This is a genomic window from Roseomonas sp. BN140053 (genome assembly GCF_047690175.1).
GTDB lineage: Bacteria > Pseudomonadota > Alphaproteobacteria > Acetobacterales > Acetobacteraceae > Roseomonas.
In genome coordinates this window covers 119,744-139,972 of record NZ_JBLLEB010000005.1, presented here as the reverse complement: position 1 = coordinate 139,972, position 20,229 = coordinate 119,744, and the positions used below count along the sequence as shown (strand labels likewise).

Here is a 20,229-nt window from a genome sequence, read left to right as displayed (position 1 = left end):
CGGGGTCCTAGTACACGCGCGCCTTGGGCGGGAAGACCTGCACCTCGTTGGTCAGGGTGCGCATCTTCACGTCGCGGTAGTCCAGCCTCACGTTGCCCTGCTCGTCGCACCAGGCCAGCGTGTGCTTCATCCATTCCTTGTCGTCGCGCTCGGGGTAGTCCTCGTGCGCGTGGGCGCCGCGGCTCTCGTGCCTGGCCTCGGCCCCTACCATGGTGCACATCGCGTTGCCCATGAGGTTGTCGAGCTCCAGCGCTTCCACGAGGTCGCTGTTCCAGATCATCGAGCGGTCGTTGATCTTGAGGTCCGGCAGCCCGGCCCAGACCTTGTGCATCTTCTCGACGCCCTCGGTCAGGCTCTCGGCGGTGCGGAACACTGCGGCATGGTTCTGCATGGTGCGCTGCAGGTTCACGCGCAGCTCGGCCGTGTGGGTGCTGCCCTTGGCGTGGCGCACCCGGTCCAGACGGACCAGCGCCGCCTCACCCGCGTTGGGCGGCAGCGGTGCCTGCGAGGCGCCGGGCTTGATCGTCTCGGCTGCCCGGTGCGCCGCGGCGCGGCCGAACACCACGAGGTCGAGCAGCGAGTTGGTGCCCAGCCGGTTGGCGCCGTGCACGCTCACGCAGGCCGCCTCGCCCACCGCCATCAGGCCGGGCACGGTAGCGTCCTGGTCCTCGCGGGTGGGGCGCAGCACCTCGGTGTGGATGTTGGTCGGGATGCCGCCCATGTTGTAGTGCACCGTCGGGAGCATCGGGATCGGCTCCTTGGTGACGTCCACGCCGGCGAAGATCTTGGCCGTCTCGGAAATACCCGGCAGCCGCTCGTGCAGCAGCTCGGCGCCGAGATGCTCGAGGTGCAGGTGGATGTGGTCCCTTTGCGGACCCACGCCGCGGCCCTCACGGATCTCCATGGACATGGCGCGGCTCACCACGTCGCGGGAAGCGAGGTCCTTGGCGGTCGGGGCGTAGCGCTCCATGAAGCGCTCGCCCTCGGAGTTGGTGAGGTAGCCGCCCTCGCCGCGCGCACCCTCGGTTACCAAGCAGCCGGAGCCGTAGATGCCGGTGGGGTGGAACTGCACGAACTCCATGTCCTGCATCGGCAGGCCGGCGCGCAGGGTCATGCCGCCGCCGTCGCCGGTGCAGGTGTGGGCGGAGGTGCAGGAGAAGTAGGCGCGGCCGTAGCCGCCGGTGGCCAGCACCACCGTCTGCGCCCGGAAGCGGTGGATCGTGCCGTCTTCCAGGTTCCAGGCCATCACGCCGCGGCAGGTGCCCTCATCGTCCATGATGAGGTCGAGCGCGAAGTATTCGACGAAGAACTCGCAGTTGTGCTTGAGCGACTGCTGGTACAGCGTGTGCAGGATGGCGTGGCCGGTGCGGTCGGCGGCGGCGCAGGCGCGCATCGCCGGGGTCTTGCCGTAGTCCTGCATGTGGCCGCCGAAGGGCCGCTGGTAGATGCGGCCGTCATCGGTGCGCGAGAAGGGCACGCCGTAGTGCTCCAGCTCGATGATCGCCGGGATCGCCTCGCGGCACATGTACTCGATGGCATCCTGGTCGCCGAGCCAGTCCGACCCCTTCACGGTGTCGTACATGTGCCAGCGCCAGTCATCCTCGCCCATGTTGCCCAGCGCCGCGCCGACGCCGCCCTGGGCGGCCACGGTGTGCGAGCGGGTGGGAAACACCTTGGTGATGCAGGCGGTCTTGAGGCCCGAGGCCCCCATCCCGAAGGTGGCCCGCAGCCCCGCCCCGCCGGCGCCGACCACCACCACGTCGTAGGTATGGTCCACCACCCGGTAAGCGCCGCCGCCGAGACCCGGCTTGCCGATCGCGTTCATTCCAACCGCCTCACACCTTCGCGGCGCGCCGGACAGGGCCGGGTTGCCGCAGGAGAAACTGTTCCCACCGTTTCCGGGGCGATGCCGGGCGGGCCCTTGCCGCGGCCCGGCGTCTTCCCGGAACAAATGGGGTGCGAATTCAGCGCCGCCAGACCTTAAACGGCCCGGCAACGCGCATCCCCGATCAGACCGCGATCCGCAGCACCGCCAGGGCCGACACCAGCGCCAGAACCAGGCAGATGCCCTTCTGCAGCAGGTTCACGGCCTGCCGGGCGCTCTCGGGGCGAACATAGTCCTCCACCACCACCTGCAGGCCGGAGGCCGTGTGCTGGAAGCCGATGCCGATGATCAGCAGCAGCAGCACCGCGTTGAAGGGCCGCCCGATCCAGCTCACCACCCGCTCGTAGGGAGCGCCGGACAGGCTGGCCACGGAGAACACAAACCACAGGGTCAGCGGCAGCAGCGCCAGGGAGGACACCCGCTGCAGCCACCAGTGATGCGTGCCGCCCTTGGCGGAACCCAGGCCGCGAACCCGGCCCAGCGGGCTCTGCAGGCGGGTGAGATGCGTTTGCTGGTCCAAAACCGCGTTCCTTCTCAGCGTGCCCAGGCGATGATGGCGATCACCCAGGTCAGCACCGTCAGCACCGCCGTGCCGATCAGCACCATCCAGCCGGAGCGGTAGGTGGTGGGGATGTCGTAGCCGTAGCCGGCATCCCAGAAGAGGTGGCGGACGCCGTTCAGCGTGTGGAACCAGGCCGCGCCGCTGAGCAGAAACAAGGTGATGACGCCGAGCCAGGAGCCCGCATACCACTGCGCCGCCCCGAAGGCGCGCGGGCCGGAAGCGGCGGCCGCCAGCCACCACACCAGGAACACCAGCCCGAAGCTCCAGCCCACGCCCGTAGCGCGGTTGGCGAAGCTCAAGGCACTGGTCATCTGCAGCATGTCGTAGGCTTGCAGGTGGGGCGAGATGGGGCGCTGGACGATGCTGCCGTCCGTGCGCCTCCCCTTCATGATCGCTTCGCGCGCGTCGTGCCCTGCCATCTCAGCGTCCCTGGCTGTTCCCGCAGACCGCAGAAAACATCGCCCGGCGCGGCACCGGGCCGATCGCGGCCTCTGCCACCTTATGTTGCTGAAAAGCCGAAACCGTCAACGCAGGGGGAATGGATGGCAGCCCCCCGCCGGGCGGAGCCGGTGGGGGGCTGCATCACCTCCGCGTGGGGGCGGAAGGCTGCTTACCAGCCGCGGCCCCGGCCATAGCCGCGGTTGTAGCCCCGGTCATAACCCCGGCCGTAGCCGCCGCCGTAGTAGCGCGGCTCGCGCGGGGTAGTCACGGCACCGCCCACGGCACCCAGGGCACCGCCGATCAGCGCGCCGGCACCCACATTGCCATCCGTGGCGCCCGCGATGGCGGCGCCCGCGCCGGCCCCCAGCAAGCCGCCGCCCACGGCACGCTGGCCGGGGTCATAGGGGTTGGTGCAAGCCGCGGTGCCTAGCAGCAGGAGGCCCAGCGCCCCAGCCTTCACGGTCCGAATCATGTCGCGCTCCTCGATCAGAGATGCCGGTCACCCTGGGGGCGAGTCGCGGCGTCTTTGCGGCGAACGCAGGACGGGGGCATGGCGCTGCATCGCGGGAACGCGAGAAAGGCCCGGGATACGCGGCCCGGCCCACGGGACCCGCGCCACGCCGTCCGGCCTGACCGGGGACTGCCCCGATCAGGCCATCGCGGCCCGTCAGGCCGCTTCGCGCACCAGCAGGCCCTGGCGGTGCATCTCCTCGGCGATCTGCACGGCGTTCAGCGCGGCGCCCTTGCGCAGGTTGTCCGCCACGCACCAGAAGGCCAGCCCGTGCTCCACCGTGGGATCGCGGCGCAGGCGGGACACGTAGACCGCGTCCTCGCCGGCGCAGTCCACCTGGGTCACGTAGCCGCCGTCCTCGCGGTGGTCGAGCACCACCACGCCCGGAGCGGCGCGCAGCGCCTTCCAGGCCTCGGCCTCGCTCACCGGCCCCTCGAACTCCACATGCACCGCCTCGGCATGGCCAATGAACACGGGGACGCGGACGCAGGTGGCGAAAACGGCGATGTCGGGGTCGAGGATCTTGCGGGTCTCGACCGCCATCTTCCACTCTTCCTTGGTGGCGCCGTCATCCATGAACTTGTCGATGTGCGGGATGCAGTTGAAGGCGATGGGCTTGGTGAACTGTTCCGGCGTCACCGCGTCGTTGACGAAGGTGCCGCGGGTCTGGGTGAAGAGCTCGTCCATGCCTTCCTTGCCGGCGCCGGACACGGATTGGTAGGTCGACACCACCACCCGCTTGATCCGCGCGATGGCGTGCAGCGGCTTCAGCGCCACCACCATCTGGATGGTGGAGCAGTTCGGGTTGGCGATGATGCGGCGCTTGCGGAAGCCCTTCAGCGCCTGCGGGTTCACCTCCGGCACCACCAGGGGGACGTCCGGCTCCATGCGGAATTGGCTGGTGTTGTCGATCACCACGCAACCCGCCTCCGCCGCGCGCGGCGCGTGGATCGCGGACACGGAGGCGCCAGGGGAGAACAGGCCGAGGTCGGTGCCGCGGAAGTCGTACTTGTCCAGGCTCTGCACGGTGAGGACCTTGTCCTCCCCGAAAGAGACCTGCTGCCCGGCGGACCGGCCGGAGGCCAGGGCCACCACCTCACCCACGGGGAAGTTGCGCTCGGCCAGCGTCTTGAGCATCTCGCGCCCCACCGCCCCGGTGGCGCCGACGACCGCGACCTTGTAGCCCATGTGTGATCCCCGACCCTTCTTGACAGGCAATGAAGGGCGGGACTTAGGGCGCCCGTACCCCCCGGCGCAACCCCGGAAGCGCCCGCGCAACGCAGCGGGCCATGCAGGGCCGGGCGGGCAGGGTCGCGCGGCCCTGCCCGCCCCCGCCCGTCAGGCCGCGCGCACCGCGGCCAGGAAGGCGGTGGACTTGGTGCGCAGCACCTCGGCCGAGGTGGCCAGCCCGCCGCTGGCTTCCAGCATGCCGGCCGCGGCCTGGCCGGTATCCTCCGCCGCCCGGCGCACCCCGGTGATGGACTGGTTCACCGTGTTGGTGCCCTGCGCCACCTTGGCGGCGGAGCGGGCGATCTCGTGCGTCGCGCTGCTCTGCTCCTCCACCGCCGCGGCGATGGCGGTGGCGATCTCGCTGGTGCGCTCCACGGTGGAGCCGATGCCGTGGATCGCCTCCACCGCCCGGCCGGTGGCGGCCTGCATCTGGGCGATCTGCTGGCCGATCTCCTCCGTGGCCTTGGCGGTCTGGGCGGCGAGGTTCTTCACCTCCCCCGCCACCACGGCGAAGCCCTTGCCAGCCTCGCCGGCCCGGGCCGCCTCGATGGTGGCGTTCAGCGCCAGCAGGTTGGTCTGCCCGGCAATGGAGCCGATCAGCCGCACCACGTCACCGATCCGCCCGGCGCTCTCGCTCAGCCCGCGCACGGTGTCGTCGGTGGCGCGCACCTCGGACACGGCGCGGTCGGCCACGGCGGCCGCCTCGCCCACCCGGCGGGTGATCTCGGCCACCGAGGCAGCCATCTCCTCGGCCGCGGCGGCCACGGCCTGCACGTCGCCGCTGGCCTGGCCGGAAGCTTCCGCGACCTCCGCCGCCTGACGGCCGGAATGGTCGGCCGCGTCGGCCAGCCCCTGGGCCGCCTGCCGCAGCTCGCCCGCGCGGGACGCCACGCCGTCCACCACGGAACCGACCTCGGCCTCGAAGGTGTCGGCCAGGCGCGCCTGCTCGGTCACCACGGACCAGCTCAGCATCGGCCCGACATAGCCGCCGGTCGCGTCGGTCACGGCGGACACGCGCAGGTCCAGCACCTCGCGGCCCAGCTGCATCCGGGTACGGTGCGGCAGTCGCGACGGGTCGGACAGCACGTCCCGGTTGGCTGCCAGTGGCGGGAAGATCTCCAGCCCCTTGCCCACGACCTCCTCCGGCGCACAGGGCAGCGTGTCGGCAATGCGGTCCAGCACGGCGCGCATCTCGGCATTGGCGTAGGTGATGCGCAGCTCGTCGCGCGGGTCGGCGGTCATGACGCCCAGCGGCAGCTGCTCGATCATCTGGCCCTGGGCAAAGGCGCGCCCCACCGTGCCGCGCAGCTTCTCCAACGCGTCGGCGATCAGGCCGATCTCGTCCTTGCGGCCCTGGTCCGGCACGGGGGTGGAAGCGTCGCCGCCGGCAATGGCCTGCACGCTGCCGGCCAGGCGGCGCAGCGGCGTGCCGATGGCGCGGGCGGTGAACCAGCCCGAAAGGATCAGCAGCAGCGCCATGCCGCCACCCAGCAGCAGGGTCATCTCCTGCATGCGGTCGGTGGTGGCAACCACCGCGGCGCGGTCGGCATCCGTGTCGGCGGCCATCAGCTCGCCCGCCCGGCCCAGCGCCGCCAGCATGGCCACCTGCCCCACCGCGATCTGCTCGCGCCGGGCCTTCTCCAAGGCGGCCGCGGCCTGGAGGATGGTATCGGAGGCGGCGGACATGCCTTCCGCGATGCCGCCGACGCGGCCCATATCCTCGCGCAGCTTGTCGCTCATACGGCTGGACAGGGTGCCGCGCAGGTGCACCCGCAGCTGCGCCATGGCGCGGCGGATGCGGCGGACCTGGGCCTCGTCCTCCGTGGCCAGGAAGCGCTGCAGCCCCAGCCGCATGTCGTTCACCGCCGCGTGGAAGGCCAGGGCGCGCTGCCGCAACTCCTCCGCTTCCGTAGGGCTGGATGTTTCGAACTCGACGCTGCTCAGCACGGTCTCGAAGGCCTGATCGTAGAGGCCGCTGTTGGGGTAGAAATTCTCCTCCCGCGCCTTGAGCAGCGCCGTGCGCGCCGCCTGCAAGGCGCCGACGCCTTCCTGCAGGCCCTGGGTGGCGGCCGGCACCGCCAGCACGGCGTCACGCGTGGCGGAGGTCACGCTGCCCTCGGCCGCGCGCGCGATCATGTCCCGGGCGCGATTCAGCGTGGCCAGGGCCTCCGCAGCGAGGCTCTCCACCGCCGCCAGGGTCTGGGCATCCTGCAGGTCCTGGCCCAGGCCGGGCAGGCGGCGGGCGGTGGCGCCGGCGTCGGAAAGCAGCTTCTCGGCCGCGGCGACCCGGCCCAGCTCGTCCTGCCGTGCCACCACATCCGCCATCTCACGGCGGGTGACCACCGTCAGCGCGCCCAGCAGAACCAGTGTCAGGCCGGCCGAGGCGGCGAGCTTGCGGCCGACCGACAGGTTGGAGAAGAAACGCATGCGGTGGCACCCCTCGGGATTTTGGCCCGGCGAGGATGTCACGCGGCGGTGAAGGGCCGGTGAACGCGGCCGCCCTCCCGGGCGAGGCGCACGGGACGGCCTTGCGGAGCGCGCCCGGTGGCGGCAGATGCGCCTGCCGTGCTGAACCTCATCAAGCTGTCCGTGGGCCCCCGGGACGTGGCGGAACTGCGCCGCGCGCAGGCGCGCCGCCTGGGCGAGGATCCGCCACTGCGCCACTGGACGCGGATGATCCCCAAGCGCGGGGCGGAGCTGGTGGATGGCGGCTCCATCTACTGGGTGGTGGCCGGCTTCGTGCGGGTGCGGCAGCGCATCCTGGCCATCGAGGCCGGGCAGGAGCCGGACGGCCGCGCCCGCGCCGGGCTGGTGCTGGCGCCGGAGCTGGTCCCGGTGGAAGCCCGCGCCACCCGGCCCTTCCAGGGCTGGCGCTACCTGCTGCCGGACGCGGCGCCGCCCGACCTGCCCGCGGGCGTGACCGAGGCCGAGGGGCTGGACGCGCTGCCGCCCAAGCTGCGGCGGGAGTTGCGGGAACTCGGCCTGATCTGAACCCGCCGCCCGGGCCGGGGTGAACGATTTGTCAGCATTGGCCCATGGGTGGGTGAGGAGCCGGGCCGCATGATCCCCTCCGTCGCGCGGTTCCCACCGCCCCTTCGCGGGGGCAGGACACGGTTCCGGGCGGGAAGGATCGGCGGTGGCCTAATCCCGGCAGGTCATCGTTCGACCGGCCGTCCTCGCGAGGGGTCTGGCTGTCTGGGCCGGCTGGGCGGAAACGCCCGGCCGGCCCTTTCTTTGTCGGGCGCCGGGCTTCCGCCGATCACCCGCGCGCCGCCACCGCCGCACTCCAGGGCGACATCACGTCGCTGATGCCCACCGCCTCCTCGCCGACGCGCCGGATCGCGTTGGGGCAGGCGAAGTTCACCGGCAGGGTGGTGTGCTCCACCACCTCCAGCGCGCCGTCGGCGGCCAGAGCCTCCAGCGCGGCGGCATCCAGGCGGCGGTCGGCGGTGGCCCCTTCCGTGCCCGATACGTCGATGCGGGGGAAAGCGGCCGCCTCCTCCGGCGCCATGCCGAAATCCAGGTTCAGCGCCAGGGTCTGGTACACCGCGGCCAGGATGCGCCGCCCGCCCGAGGCGCCGGCGGCCATCACCGGCCCTGCCCCGTCGCGGGCCGAAACGGTGACCGGGCACATGTTGCACAGCGGCCGGGCGCCGGGGCGGATGGCGTTGGCGCTGCCGGGTTCCGGGTCGAACCACATCACGCCGTTGTTCATCAGCACCCCCGTGCGCGGCAGCACCACGCGGCTGCCCATGGAGGAGAGCAGCGTGGTGGTGACGGACACCATGGTTCCTTCCGCGTCGGTGACACACAGGTGGGTGGTGCAGGTTTCCCCCGGTTCGGCGGTGGCGGCGCCCAGGCCGGACAGGCGCTCGCCATAGGCGGCGCGCATGGCCCGGGCAAAGGCGCGGTACCAATCCGCATCCGGCCGGGCGCCGGGGACGGTGTCAGCCATCGCGCGCATCACCGCGGCCAGGGTCGGCGCGGCGGTCAGCCCGCCGGCCGTGTGCAGCCTGTGGGTGCCGCGCCAGTCCAGCACCGTGGCCGGGCGCAGCGTGGCCCGGCATCCCGCCAGGTCGGCCGCCGTCACCACCCCGCCGGCTTCGGCGATGTCGGCGGCCAGATCGGCCGCCACCCCGCCGCGGTAGAAGTCGTCCAGCCCTGCCGCCGCGAGCCGTTCCAGCGTATCGGCCAGCGCGCCCTGCCGGAAGAAGCGGGCGCTACCCTGGTAGGCTGGCACCGGCGGCAGGTCGCCGGGCAGGTAGATCCGGGCGCTCTCGGGGTACAGGCGCAGCACGGAGGCGGAGTTCGCGACCTTGAGCAGCGTGAACCAATCCTGCGCCAGCCCGCGCCGCGCCAGGGCCACCGCCGGGGCCAGCAGGTCGCGCGCCGGCATGCCCGTGCCGAAGCGCGCCCGCAGCGCCTCGTAGCCGGCCACGGCGGAGGGGATCACGAAGCTGAGCGGGCCGTGGATGTTGCGGTCCCCCACCACCTCCGGCCAGGTGAAGAGGTCCTGCTTGCGCCGCCCGGTCAGGGGATAGGCGGCGGGGTCGATGCCCGCCGGCGCCACCGGGCCGAAATCCACCACCTCCGCCTCGCGCTGCCCGGCGCGGTGCACCACGGCGAAGCCGATGCCGCCCAGCCCGCTGTTCCAGGGCTCCGCCGTGGCCAGGGCGAAGGCGGCGGCCACCGCCGCATCCGCCGCGTTGCCACCGGCTTCCAGCACCGCCACCCCCGCCTCCGCCGCCGAGCGCGATTGCGACACCACCATCCCCCGCCGCCCGCGCGCGGCCGGCTTGGTGATCTGCCAGTGCTGGGTGACGTGCGGGGCGGGCTGGTAGTCGGACAGGGTGGACATGCGGGAAAGGCTCCTCGGGTCGCCGCAGCCTCCCGCCGCAGGGCGGCCACGGCAAGCGGCACCCCGCACAGCCATTCGGCGGCGCCCCTTGGCCAGTGGGCACCGGGCGGCTTATCTGCCCGGGAACACGGCCGGAAACGGAAGGGATCGACGCATGGCAACGAGCCGCGGCTTGCAGGTGGCACCGGCGCTGGAGGCCTTCATGGCCACCGAGGCCCTGCCAGGAACCGGCATCGAGCCCGACATCTTCTGGAGCGCAGCAGAAGCCATCCTGCGCGACCTCGCCCCGCGTAACACGGAACTGCTGGCGCGGCGCGACGAGTTGCAGGCACGGATCGACGCCTGGCACCACGCCAACCCCGCGCGCCCGATCGACCCCGCCGCCTACGAGGGCTTCCTGCGCGAGATCGGCTACCTGCTCGACGCGCCGGGCGAGGTGAGCGTGTCCACCGCCAATGTCGACCCGGAGGTCGCCACGGTGGCCGGGCCGCAGCTGGTGGTGCCGGTCAACAACGCCCGCTACGCGCTGAACGCCGCCAATGCCCGCTGGGGCAGCCTGTACGACGCGCTCTACGGCACCGATGCGCTGCCGCAGCAAGGCCCGAAGACGAAGGGTTACGACCCCGCCCGCGGCGCGCAGGTGATCGCCCGCGCCCGGCAGGCGCTGGACGAAGCCGCGCCACTGGTCGAGGGCAGCCACGCCGACGCCACCGGCTACAGCGCCGCGAACGGCGCGCTGGCGGTGACGCTGCGCACCGGCAACACGGTAGCACTGCGCGATCCCGCGCAGTTCGTCGGCTTCGCCGGCGAGGCCGTCAGCCCTGCTTCCGTGCTGCTGCGCAAGAACGGGCTGCACCTGGAGATCCGCTTCGACCGCAGCAGCGCCATTGGCAAGGGCGACGCCGCCGGCGTGTCCGACCTGGTGCTGGAAAGCGCCGTGTCCACCATCCAGGACTGCGAGGATTCCGTCGCCGCCGTGGACGCGGAAGACAAGGTGCTGGTGTACCGCAACTGGCTCGGCCTGATGCGCGGCGACCTCGTGGAAACTTTCGAGAAGGGTGGCCAGACCGTCACCCGCGCGCTGAACCCGGACCGCACGTTCACGGCGCCGGACGGCAGCACCCTGACGCTGCCCGGCCGCTCGCTGATGCTGGTGCGCAATGTCGGCCACCACATGATGACCGACATTGCCACGCTGGACGGCGAGGCCGTGCCGGAAACGGTGCTGGACGCGCTGATCACCGCCGCCTGCGCGCTGCACGACATCGGGCCCAACGGCCGCCACCTGAATTCGCGCGCCGGTTCCGTCTACATCGTGAAGCCCAAGATGCACGGGCCCGACGAGGTGGCCTGGGCGGTGGAACTGTTCGGCCGCGTGGAGGACGCGCTGGGCCTGCGGCGCAACACGCTCAAGATGGGCATCATGGACGAGGAGCGGCGCACCACCGTGAACCTCAAGGCCTGCATCGCGGCCGCGCGGGAGCGGGTGGTGTTCATCAACACCGGCTTCCTCGACCGCACCGGCGACGAGATCCACACCTCCATGGAAGCCGGGGCGGTGGTGCGCAAGAACGACATGCGCGCCCTGCCCTGGATCAAGGCCTACGAGGACTGGAACGTCGACACCGGCATCGCCTGCGGGCTGCGCGGCAAGGCGCAGATCGGCAAGGGCATGTGGGCCGCGCCCGACGCCATGGCGGACATGCTCCAGCAGAAGATCGGCCATCCCCGTGCCGGCGCCACCACGGCCTGGGTGCCCTCCCCTACCGCGGCGACGCTGCACGCGCTGCACTACCACCAGGTGGACGTGGCCGCCCGGCAGGAGGAGATCGCCGGCGGCGGCCCGCGCGCCAAGCTTTCCGACATCCTGTCCGTGCCGCTGGCGGAGAACACCAACTGGGCGCCGGCCGACGTGCAGGCGGAGCTGGACAACAACGCCCAGGGCATCCTGGGCTACGTCGTGCGCTGGGTGGACCAGGGCGTCGGCTGCTCCAAGGTGCCGGACATCCACGATGTCGGGCTGATGGAGGACCGCGCCACGCTGCGCATCTCCGCCCAGCACATCGCCAACTGGCTGCGCCACGGCGTCGCCACGGAAGCGCAGGTCACGGAAACCCTGCGGCGCATGGCGGCGGTGGTGGACAAGCAGAATGCCGGCGACAGCAACTACACGCCGATGGCGCCGAACTTCGACGGCCCTGCCTTCCGCGCCGCCGCCGACCTGATCTTCCAGGGTGCCGCGCAGCCCAACGGCTACACGGAATTCGTGCTGACCGCGCGGCGCCGCGAGGCGAAGTCCGCCGCCTGAACGCGCGGTCCGGGTCTGAGAAAGGAAGGTCGGGGGAGTGAACTCCCCCAATCCCCCTCCTTCTTTCGGGAGTTTGCGGGTGCCCCGAAAGGCACCCGCAAACTCCCGAAAATAGAGGGGGGTCCGGGGGGATACTTTCCCCCGGCTTTCTTCTCTCCGACTCTCAGCCTGCCAGGGCACCGGCCGGGATCAGGCGCGTCACGTCCGCCCCGGCCTTGGTCGCGAACTGCGCCTCGATGCGTCGCGTGTCGAGGTCCAGCACCGCCACCTTGTCGGAGGACAGCGACACGAAGGCCACCGGCCGCGACGGATGCAGCGAGGCCGCCGCCGGAATCGCGTCCAGCTGCACGACGGCGATCTCCTCCATCTCCGGGCTGAGCATGGTGATGGTGCGGGCCTGCAGGTTGGTCACCAGCAGCCGGCCGTCCGGCAGGGCGTAGACGCGCAGCGGGTCGCCGCCAAGCTGCTTGGTGAAGCGGATGCGCATGCTGTCCGTCTCGATCGCCACCAGCGTGCCGCTGCGCCGGTTGGCCACGAACAGCGTGCGCTCGTCGGGGCTGAGGCAGTTGCCTTCCGGCATGCGGCCGGTGGTGACGCTCACCGGCGCGACGGACGCGTCGCGCGGCCGCACCAGCGTGGCGGTGTTGGACAGCAGCCCGGTGACGAAGGCCCGCTCGCCGTCGCGGCTCAGGGAGAAGAGATGCGTCTTGAGGCCACCCGCCGCGACGGCGCTGCTGGGCGCGGTGGCATTCAGCGGCTCGTCGATGCTCAGCAGCACCGCCTTCTCCTCGCTCAACGCGTAGAGGCGGTCACGGCTGTCCAGCGCCATGCCGTGTAGGCGGTTGAAGGGGCTGCACTCGATGCTGCGCGCCACTCGGCGCTCACGCAGGTCCACCACCAGCACGGCGTGGCCACCCTCCCCCGGGTTAGCCGAGGACTCCACCCCGTAATGCCCCACGAAGGCGGTGCGGTTGTCGGAGGACACGACGAACTCGTGCGGAAAGGGCGGCAGCCGCACCTCGCCCAGCCGGGCGCCGCTCGACGCGTCCAGGAAGGCCAGGGTAGCGGCGGTCTTTTCCATCACCAGCAGCACCTCCCCAGCCACCGCCGGCGTTTGTGCGGCCACGACGGACGGGGCGGCGGCCAGGGCGGCGAGGCCCCCCAGAACGGTTCTGCGCTGCGGCACGGCTCTTTCTCTCCCTCGGGTAGGCGGGGCGCCGCGGTTAGCCTGCGGCACTGCCCCGGTAAGCCTAGCCCGGCGGCCGGGGTTGCGCGTGGCCGCCGGGTCAGCTGTTCCAGGGCGCGGCGGTCAGCACCAGCATCGCCTCGATCCCCGGCCGGGTCCGCTGCACGACGGGGATGCGAAATTCCAGCCCCCCGGCCGTGGGCGTGCCGACCGCGTCCTGGGTGGTGCGGTTGGGCGAGGTGGAATCCGTCCCGTAGCGCAACCGCCACTGCCCAGCCGGTTCCTCCGGCGGGATGGCTTCCAGGTTGAACTTCTCGCGGAACAGGTAGCCGCCGGGATAGTGGTTCTTCAGCCAGAGCACCCCGTCCACCTCGTATTCCGGCACCAGCACGCCGAGGTCGAGGCTGAAGCCCAGCGAGGGCCGCTGCGGATCGACGCGGGACGCGGCGTTCAGGTAGGTGGTGAACAGCTGCGGCCGGTCGTGGTGAGGCCGGTCGTAGTTCTCGGCCTTGTCGGGAAAGAGTTCGCCGAATTTGCGGAACACGGTGGAGTTCTCCGCCGCCAGCCGCCGGCTGAGATCCCAGTTGGCGCCGCGCACCCGGGTGACGCACTCGAAGTGGTAGGAAGCGCGGATCTGCTGCCCGCCGTCCTTGAAGGCCTGGATATCCTCGGGCAGCGACAGCGCGTGCACTTCCAGCACGCCCTCGACGCGCACGTTGCCGAACAGGAAGCGCGTGAGATTCTGGTAGCCCTCCTCGGAGTTGACGATGCCGTAGGGGCCGGAATGGCTGCGGTGCACGAAGGCGCGCGGCGCCAGGCGCTCCGGGCAGTCCGGGATGCCGGTGAGCGCGGTCACGGCGGCATTGGCGATGCGCACCAGCCCGTCGCTGAACGGCCCCACCACGCGCGACGACCAGCCGCTGGCCACCGCGTAGTCCTTGGCGTTGGTGCCGACCAAGCAGAAGAAGCGGTCCGCGTCGAAGCGGCCGTTCAGGGAATGCACCGGATCGGTGCCGGCGGGCAGGCCGAGATACTGGGCCATGCGCTCGCGGTTGAAGTTGTCGGCGCTGTTGCGGGTGAAGAAGCTCGGGACGTTGCCGATGATCTCCAGCTCGATGCCGTTGTGCGGCGTCGCGTAGGTGAAGGCCTTGTCCACCAGCGCCTTGGTTTCCGGTCGGCCGATGGCATCGTTCTGCAGGAAGCAGCGGATCACCAGCCCGCCCATGGAGTGGCCGACGAGGTAGACCTTGAAGCTTTCCCGGTCGGCGGGGTCGGTGCAGACGCTGTCGCGCACGCGCTCGATCAGATCGTTCAGGTCGGCACCGAAGGTTTCCATCCGCAGCTGCTCGCCGCCGCCGAAATCGGCGGAAACCTTGTCGTAGTAGCGGTAGATGATGATCGACTTCGGATCGAGCGGCCGGTCCGGCACCATGTCCAGCCCCGCGGAATACACGTCGCGGTAGCCGAAATCCTTCATCAGCCGCACCAGCGGGGATTCGAAGTAGTGCCGCTCGACCTTGCCGGTCCAGAGCTGCCGCAGCTTCGTGGAGCCGAGATTGAACCCCATATAGGGGTCGGACACCGTGTCCTCGATCTCGCTGTCGTTGCCGGCATAGCCGCGCACGTAGATGATCGGGAAGAAGGGCGCGGTGATCGGCATGAGACGGGCTTCCTCCGGCCGGGAAGCGCGCCGCCTGGGTTCAACGACGGCGCGACGCCGGTTTGCGCCGTCAACCGTAACGGTTTCGGACCATTCTCGGCAAGGCGCCGCGTGGGTTCAGCCCAGCCAGTGCGGCAGCGGCAGGCCCTTTTCCCGGAGGAACTCCGGGTTGAACAGCTTGGACTGGTAGCGCGACCCGCCGTCGCAGAGCACCGTGACCACTGTGTGCCCGGGCCCGAGGTCGCGCGCCACGCGGATCGCCGCCGCCACGTTGATGCCCGCGCTGCCGCCGATGCTCAGCCCTTCTTCCGACAGCAGGTCGAAGATCTGCTCCAGCGCCTCGGGGTCGGGGATCTGCACGGCATCGTCGATCGGCGCCCCTTCCAGGTTGCCCGGCACGCGGGCGGCCTGGCCGATGCCCTCGGTGACAGAATTGCCCTCGGCGTGCAGCGTGCCGGTCTTGACCCAGGAATACAGCGCACTGCCCATCGGGTCGGCCAGCACGATACGGATATCCGGGTTACGCGCCTTCAGCGCCCGCGCCGTGCCCGCCAGGGTCCCGCCCGTGCCGCAGGCACAGGTGAAGGCATGGATGCGGCCATCCGTCTGTTCCCAGATCTCCGGGCCGGTGGTCAGCTCATGCGCGTGCGCGTTGGCGAGGTTGTCGAACTGGTTGGCCCAGACCGCGCCCATCTCCTCCGCCAGGCGACGGGAATAATGGACGTAGTTGCCGGGGTCGGAATAGGGCTTGGCCGGGATCAGCCGCAGGTCGGCGCCGATCATGCGCAGGAAGTCGATCTTCTCGCGGCTCTGCGTCTCGGGCATCACCACCACCGACCGCCAGCCACGCGCATTGGCCGCCAGGGTCAGCCCGATACCGGTGTTGCCGGCCGTGCCCTCCACCACCGTGCCGGGCTGGAAGGGCGTCAGCAGCCCGCGCTGCACGGCGTCGCCGAGGATGCCGATCGCTGCACGGTCCTTGACGCTGCCGCCGGGGTTCATGAACTCCGCCTTGCCCAGGATCTCGCAGCCCGTGGCCTCCGAGGCGCGCCGCAGCCGGATCAGCGGCGTTTGCCCCGCAGCACCCCAGAACCCGTCCGCGCGGGATGCGGACATGCCGCCTGGCAGCGTCACGCGCCCATCCCCGCCGCACCGACACGGCGCACCACGTCGCGGTTCCACTGCGAAGACTCCGGCTGCTGCAACATCGAGCTTCTCCCTCCTGCCTCGCGCCGAAACCGGCCGGCCGCGTGACGCCGCTGACATGTGCAGCCTGCCCCGGGGCGATACCAGGGGGCGTCCGCCGCGGTCGCGGCGGTTTGCGCGGTGCCGCGCTGCCTCATAGGCTGCCGGACGAGTGCGGGCCCGGCGAAGCGCCGCCCGCCCCGTTTTCCCAACGCCGGAGCAGAACCGGGATGTCCGACGAACGGGAGCTTCCCTCCCCCGCCCTGCCGGCCACCGAGCCTTCGGCGCAGGAACGCGCCGAGCGCCTCGCGGCCGAGCTGGACGCGTCCTTCAAGGCGCGCGGCCGGTTGTACTGGGATTTCTACACCGTGCTGCGTGACGCCCACGGCGAGGCCGAGGCCGAGCGCCTGCTTTCCGCCGCCATCGAGACGCGCGGCCGCGCCGCGGGAGAAGCGCTCTTCGCCGATCTCGACGATCCCACGCCGCGCAGGGTGGTGGAACGCTTCCTGACCCGCGCCAGCCCGGATTGGGGCCAGCTGTTCCCGCACAGCATCCGCGAAGCCCCGGACGGCACGCTGCGCGTGCTAGTGCGACGCTGCCCGCTCAAGGATGCCTGGGAGGAGGATGGCCGCACCCCGGCGGAGATCGCGACCCTGTGCCGCATCGCCAATCGCGCCGACCATGCCGTGTTCGGCTGCAGCGGGCTGCGCTTCTCGGCCGAGAGCTGGACTCCCGGCCATGAAGGCTGCTGCCACCTGAGCTTCGTGCCGGACTGAGGGCGTGGCCCACCGCCGGACCGGGCCAGCGACCCGGCAACCGACGAAGCCGGCGGCGAGGCGGATCGCGCCGCCCCGCCGCTTCCGTCAGGCCCGCGCCAGCGCCGCCTTGACCCGCTCCGGCGTGAACGGCGCCTGCCGCAGACGCACGCCGGTGGCGTCGAAGATGGCGTTGCCGATCGCTGCCGCCACGGGGCGGGAGGATGCCTCGCCGGCACCGGTGGGCGGCTGGTCCGGGCGGTTCACCAGCACCACCTCGACGCCCTCCGGCGCCTCGGTGATGTCGATCATCGGGTAGCCCATCCAGTCCGTGCTGGTGACGTTGCGCTCGTCGAAGGTGATCTCCTCCCACAGCGCGCGGGAGGTGGCGTGGACGATGTTGCCCTCCACCGTCAGCCGCGTGCCGTTGGGATTGATCACCAGCCCGCAGTCATGCGCCACCACCCAGCGCAACGGCCGCACCGCGCCGGTGCGCCGGTTCACCTCGATGGTGACGATCGCCGCCACGATGGTGTCCACCCGCTGCGCGTAGGCCACGCCGCGGCCCTGCACCACCTCGCCGCCGGCGACCTGCCGCGCCGCCGGGCGCGGCTGCCAGCCGGCGCGCTCGGCCGCGGCGCGCAGCACCCGCAGGCCGCGCTCGCTCTTCATGTGGTCCAGGCGGAACTGCACCGGGTCGGCGCCGGCCACCGCCGCCAGCTCGTCGATGAAGCCTTCGGAGGCGAAGTTGATCTGCGGCCCGAGAGGGTCGCGCAGGTGCGAGGTGCGCAGCGGCGACGCCGCCGCCAGCAGCGGGGGGATGGTTTCCCAGGCCAGCAGCTGGTTCTCAAAGTCGTAGGTTTCCGCCGGCACCGCGAAGCCCTGGGTCGGCTTGGGCGCCTGGCCGTTCATCTGCCCGGCCAGGGACTGCCGCGGGTCGCTCTCGTTCGTGTCGATGTCGACGCGCGAGAAGCCCTTGCTGATGAAGGAGTAGCCCACCACCCGCCCCTGCGCGTCCAGCCCGGCGCGGCAGCGATGGATGGAGGCCGGGCCCTTCGGGTCCCAGGCCGTGCCGTCGGCGCGCATGTACTGCAGCCGCACGGGGCGCCCGACTTCCTGCGACAGCACCGCCGCGTCCAGCGCCGCGTCGCCCGCGTCGTTGCGGCCGTAGGAGCCGGGGCCGCGCACGAAGATGGCGCGCACCTTCTCCACCGGCAGGCCGGTGATGGCGGCCACGCCGTCCCGGCCGAAATGCGGCTTCTGGCTGCCGGTCCATAGCGTGGCGCCGTCGGCGCGCACGTCGGCGACCGCACAGGCCGGGCCCATGCTAGCGTGCGACTGGAAGGGCCAGTGGTACTCGGCCTCCACCACCCGCGCGGCGCCGGTGATCGCCGCCTCGGCGTTGCCCTGCTTGGTTTCCTCGCGCCGCGTCACCACGGGGGCATCGCGGATGTGCTCGTACAGACGGTCGCTGCCGGGAAAGGCCGGTGCGGCGTCGGACCAGGTCACGGCCAGCTGGGTGCTGGCGCGGATGGCATTCCATTCGCGCTCGGCCAGCACCGCCAGCAGCCCGCCCTTCTGCACCACGCGGGCGCCGGGGATATCGCGGATCGAGTTCTCGTCCACGCTCACCGGGACGGCACCCGCCACGGGCGGGCGGATCACCCGCGCATGCAGCATGTTCGGCAGCCGGATGTCGGTGACGAACTCCATCCGCCCGAAGACCTTCTCGCGGATGTCGGTGCGCGGGATGGATTGGCCAACGACCCGGTACTGGTCGGGCCGCTTGGGCTCCGCCACGCCCCGCGCCACCAGCTCGTTGCCGATCTTCCCGTTCCACTGCATCGGCACGTCGAAGAAGCGGCCGCCGATCAGCTCGCCATAGGACACCGTGCGCGCGGCGTCGCCGCGCACGGACACCACGCCGTCCGTGACCTCCAGCGCTTCCGTGCCCAGGCGCTGCGCCGCCAGGGTCAGCAGCACGCGGCGGGCCTCGGCCGCGGCGTAGCGCAGGGTGATGCCGCCCTTTTCCACGCCGAAGGAGCCGGAGGCGCCGCCCTGGTTCACGCTGCTGGCGCTGTCGCCCATCACCACCGTCACGGCGGAATGCGCCACGTCCAACTCGTCGGCCACGATCTGCGCGATGGCGACTTCCAGCGCCTGGCCGACATCGACCTTGCCGAAAAAGGCGGTGACGGAACCGTCCGCCTGCACGGCGATCCAGCTGTCCAGCTGGTCGGCCGTCAGCGGCGGCTTCGCCGCGGCGGGCGTGCGCGCCGGGGCGCTGCCGGACTCGTCACGCGGGGCGTCGACCTGGGCCAGCGCCGGGGCGCCGAAGGCGACGAACAGAGCGCCGCCGGCGCCCAGCAGGCCGCGGCGGGACAGAATGGCGTTCATGGTCCCTCTCCCCTCACGCCGCCTGGGCGACGCGCTGCACGGCGCGGATGATCGACAGATGCGTGCCGCAGCGGCACTTCAGCCCCGACAGCCCTTCGCGGATCTCGGCTTCCGTGGCGCGCGGCTTGTCGCGCAGCAGCGCGGCGGCGGTCATCACCCAGCCGTTGATGCAGTAGCCGCATTGCAGCGCCTGCTCCTCGACGATGGCGGTCTGGATGGGATGCGGCCGTTCCGGCGTGCCCAGCCCGGCCAGCGTCACCACCGGCTGCCCCTCCACCGCCGAGATCGGCGTCACGCAGGAGCGCGTGGGGGTCCCGTTCACGTGCACGGTGCAGGCGCCGCATTGCGCCAGGCCGCAGCCGAAGCGGGGGTCGTTCATGCCCAGCTCGTCGCGCAGCGCGTAGAGCAGCGGCATCTCGGGATCGTCGACCTCGATCCGGTGGGACGTGCCGTTCACGTCCAGCTTCACGGCCACGGCCATGATTGTTCCTCCACTCGGCAGTTCTTTTCAACCACCGAGGGTAGGCCGTTAGCGATTCGCGAACAAGCTTCGCGAGCATCTTCCTGCCGGGCGGTCGCGAAGGGGCGCGGCCGGGTGAGAAACGCCCCCCGCGCGCAGGATGCGGCCGCGACGCTCCGGCCGCCGGGACCGGCGCTCAGAGCATCCCCTTCAGCCGCAGCAGCCCGAGCGCGGCGACCGTGGACTGGTCCTCGATCACCCCCTCGCGGATCATCCCCTCCACCTCGGCCAGCGGAAAGGCGCGGGTGATGAGGTCCTGCTCCTCCGGCTCCAGCGACGCTTCGCCGGGCGTCAGGCCGGTGGCCAGGAAGACGTGGTTGGCTTGGGTGCAGAAGCCGTAGGCCAGGAACAGCCGCCCGGCATAGGTGACCTCCGCCGCCCGCAGCCCCGTTTCTTCCCGCAGTTCGGCACGGGCCAGCTCGCGCGGGTCGGTGCCGGGGCGGTCTTCCCACATGCCCTGCACCAGCTCCCAGTAGCGGCGGCGGACGGGGTAGCGGTACTGCTCGATCATGTGGACCATGCCGTCCTGCACGGCGGCGACGGTGACGAAATCCGTCTTCTCCACCACGCCGAACAGGCCGGGCGAGCCGTCGCGCCGGCGCACCCGGTCCTCTCGCACCCGCATCCAGCGGTTCTCGTAGACCAGTCGGGTGTCGGTGGTGGTGATGTCGTGGTCGGACATGCGGCGTGCGGTTTCCCGGAATGGTCGGCGGTGCTGGGTCGGGCGGGGT

16 protein-coding genes are annotated in these 20,229 nt (G+C 71.5%); 3 read left to right on the top strand and 13 right to left on the bottom strand.

From position 1 onward, the window contains the following. Positions 1-7 precede the first annotated feature (7 nt). From sdhA to ACLIBK_RS07370, 6 genes are all read right to left on the bottom strand, one after another. Positions 8-1,825 carry a succinate dehydrogenase flavoprotein subunit gene (gene sdhA, locus ACLIBK_RS07395; protein WP_415386597.1) on the bottom strand — a complete coding sequence of 606 codons (1,818 nt, stop codon included), beginning with the start codon at positions 1,823-1,825 and terminating at the stop codon, positions 8-10. Positions 1,826-2,009: 184 nt separating this feature from the next. After that, complete coding sequence (gene sdhD, locus ACLIBK_RS07390; RefSeq protein WP_415386596.1) at positions 2,010-2,405, bottom strand: succinate dehydrogenase, hydrophobic membrane anchor protein; 396 nt, start codon at positions 2,403-2,405, stop codon at positions 2,010-2,012. A 14-nt stretch (positions 2,406-2,419) separates the two neighbouring features. Continuing rightward, positions 2,420-2,866: a succinate dehydrogenase, cytochrome b556 subunit gene (gene sdhC / locus ACLIBK_RS07385; protein WP_415386595.1), complete on the bottom strand. Its 447-nt coding sequence runs from the start codon at positions 2,864-2,866 to the stop codon at positions 2,420-2,422. Between the two features lie 191 nt (positions 2,867-3,057). Beyond that, positions 3,058-3,360: a hypothetical protein gene (locus tag ACLIBK_RS07380; RefSeq protein WP_415386594.1), complete on the bottom strand. Its 303-nt coding sequence runs from the start codon at positions 3,358-3,360 to the stop codon at positions 3,058-3,060. Between the two features lie 195 nt (positions 3,361-3,555). Beyond that, positions 3,556-4,587 (bottom strand): aspartate-semialdehyde dehydrogenase, encoded by a 1,032-nt coding sequence (locus ACLIBK_RS07375; protein ID WP_415386593.1) that lies wholly within the window; start codon positions 4,585-4,587, stop codon positions 3,556-3,558. A 150-nt stretch (positions 4,588-4,737) separates the two neighbouring features. Then, the gene (locus ACLIBK_RS07370; RefSeq protein ID WP_415386592.1) at positions 4,738-7,056 is read right to left on the bottom strand and encodes a methyl-accepting chemotaxis protein; all 2,319 of its coding nucleotides are present in this window, start codon (positions 7,054-7,056) and stop codon (positions 4,738-4,740) included. Between the two features lie 117 nt (positions 7,057-7,173). Here ACLIBK_RS07370 and ACLIBK_RS07365 point away from each other — a divergent pair, with 117 nt between their 5' ends. Next, a complete protein-coding gene (locus ACLIBK_RS07365; protein WP_415386591.1) occupies positions 7,174-7,620 on the top strand; it encodes a DUF1489 family protein in 447 nt (148 codons plus the stop codon). 268 nt (positions 7,621-7,888) lie between these two features. Here ACLIBK_RS07365 and ACLIBK_RS07360 read toward each other — a convergent pair whose 3' ends face one another. Next, entirely contained in the window at positions 7,889-9,487 is a 1,599-nt protein-coding gene (locus ACLIBK_RS07360; RefSeq protein ID WP_415386590.1) for a gamma-glutamyltransferase, read from the bottom strand. A 154-nt stretch (positions 9,488-9,641) separates the two neighbouring features. Between ACLIBK_RS07360 and ACLIBK_RS07355 the strand changes: the two genes are divergently transcribed. Further along, positions 9,642-11,795 (top strand): malate synthase G, encoded by a 2,154-nt coding sequence (locus ACLIBK_RS07355; RefSeq protein WP_415386589.1) that lies wholly within the window; start codon positions 9,642-9,644, stop codon positions 11,793-11,795. Between the two features lie 163 nt (positions 11,796-11,958). Here the strand turns inward: ACLIBK_RS07355 and ACLIBK_RS07350 are convergent, their stop codons facing one another. The 3 genes from ACLIBK_RS07350 to ACLIBK_RS07340 form a co-directional block, all read right to left on the bottom strand. After that, positions 11,959-12,981, bottom strand: a complete 1,023-nt coding sequence (locus ACLIBK_RS07350; protein WP_415386588.1) for a YncE family protein — start codon at positions 12,979-12,981, stop codon at positions 11,959-11,961. Positions 12,982-13,081: 100 nt separating this feature from the next. After that, a complete protein-coding gene (locus ACLIBK_RS07345; protein WP_415386587.1) occupies positions 13,082-14,641 on the bottom strand; it encodes a hypothetical protein in 1,560 nt (519 codons plus the stop codon). A 117-nt stretch (positions 14,642-14,758) separates the two neighbouring features. Further along, a complete protein-coding gene (locus ACLIBK_RS07340; protein WP_415386714.1) occupies positions 14,759-15,757 on the bottom strand; it encodes a cysteine synthase A in 999 nt (332 codons plus the stop codon). A 299-nt stretch (positions 15,758-16,056) separates the two neighbouring features. Here ACLIBK_RS07340 and ACLIBK_RS07335 point away from each other — a divergent pair, with 299 nt between their 5' ends. After that, positions 16,057-16,602, top strand: coding sequence for an L-2-amino-thiazoline-4-carboxylic acid hydrolase (locus ACLIBK_RS07335; protein WP_415386586.1), 546 nt, complete (start codon positions 16,057-16,059; stop codon positions 16,600-16,602). An 87-nt stretch (positions 16,603-16,689) separates the two neighbouring features. Here ACLIBK_RS07335 and ACLIBK_RS07330 read toward each other — a convergent pair whose 3' ends face one another. The 3 genes from ACLIBK_RS07330 to ACLIBK_RS07320 all read right to left on the bottom strand — a co-directional run bounded on the left by ACLIBK_RS07330 (position 16,690) and on the right by ACLIBK_RS07320 (position 20,180). Beyond that, entirely contained in the window at positions 16,690-18,978 is a 2,289-nt protein-coding gene (locus ACLIBK_RS07330; protein ID WP_415386585.1) for a molybdopterin cofactor-binding domain-containing protein, read from the bottom strand. Positions 18,979-18,991: 13 nt separating this feature from the next. Then, positions 18,992-19,459, bottom strand: a complete 468-nt coding sequence (locus tag ACLIBK_RS07325) for a (2Fe-2S)-binding protein (RefSeq protein ID WP_415386584.1) — start codon at positions 19,457-19,459, stop codon at positions 18,992-18,994. A gap of 175 nt (positions 19,460-19,634) precedes the next feature. After that, positions 19,635-20,180: an NUDIX domain-containing protein gene (locus ACLIBK_RS07320; protein WP_415386583.1), complete on the bottom strand. Its 546-nt coding sequence runs from the start codon at positions 20,178-20,180 to the stop codon at positions 19,635-19,637. Between the last annotated feature and the right edge of the window lie 49 nt (positions 20,181-20,229).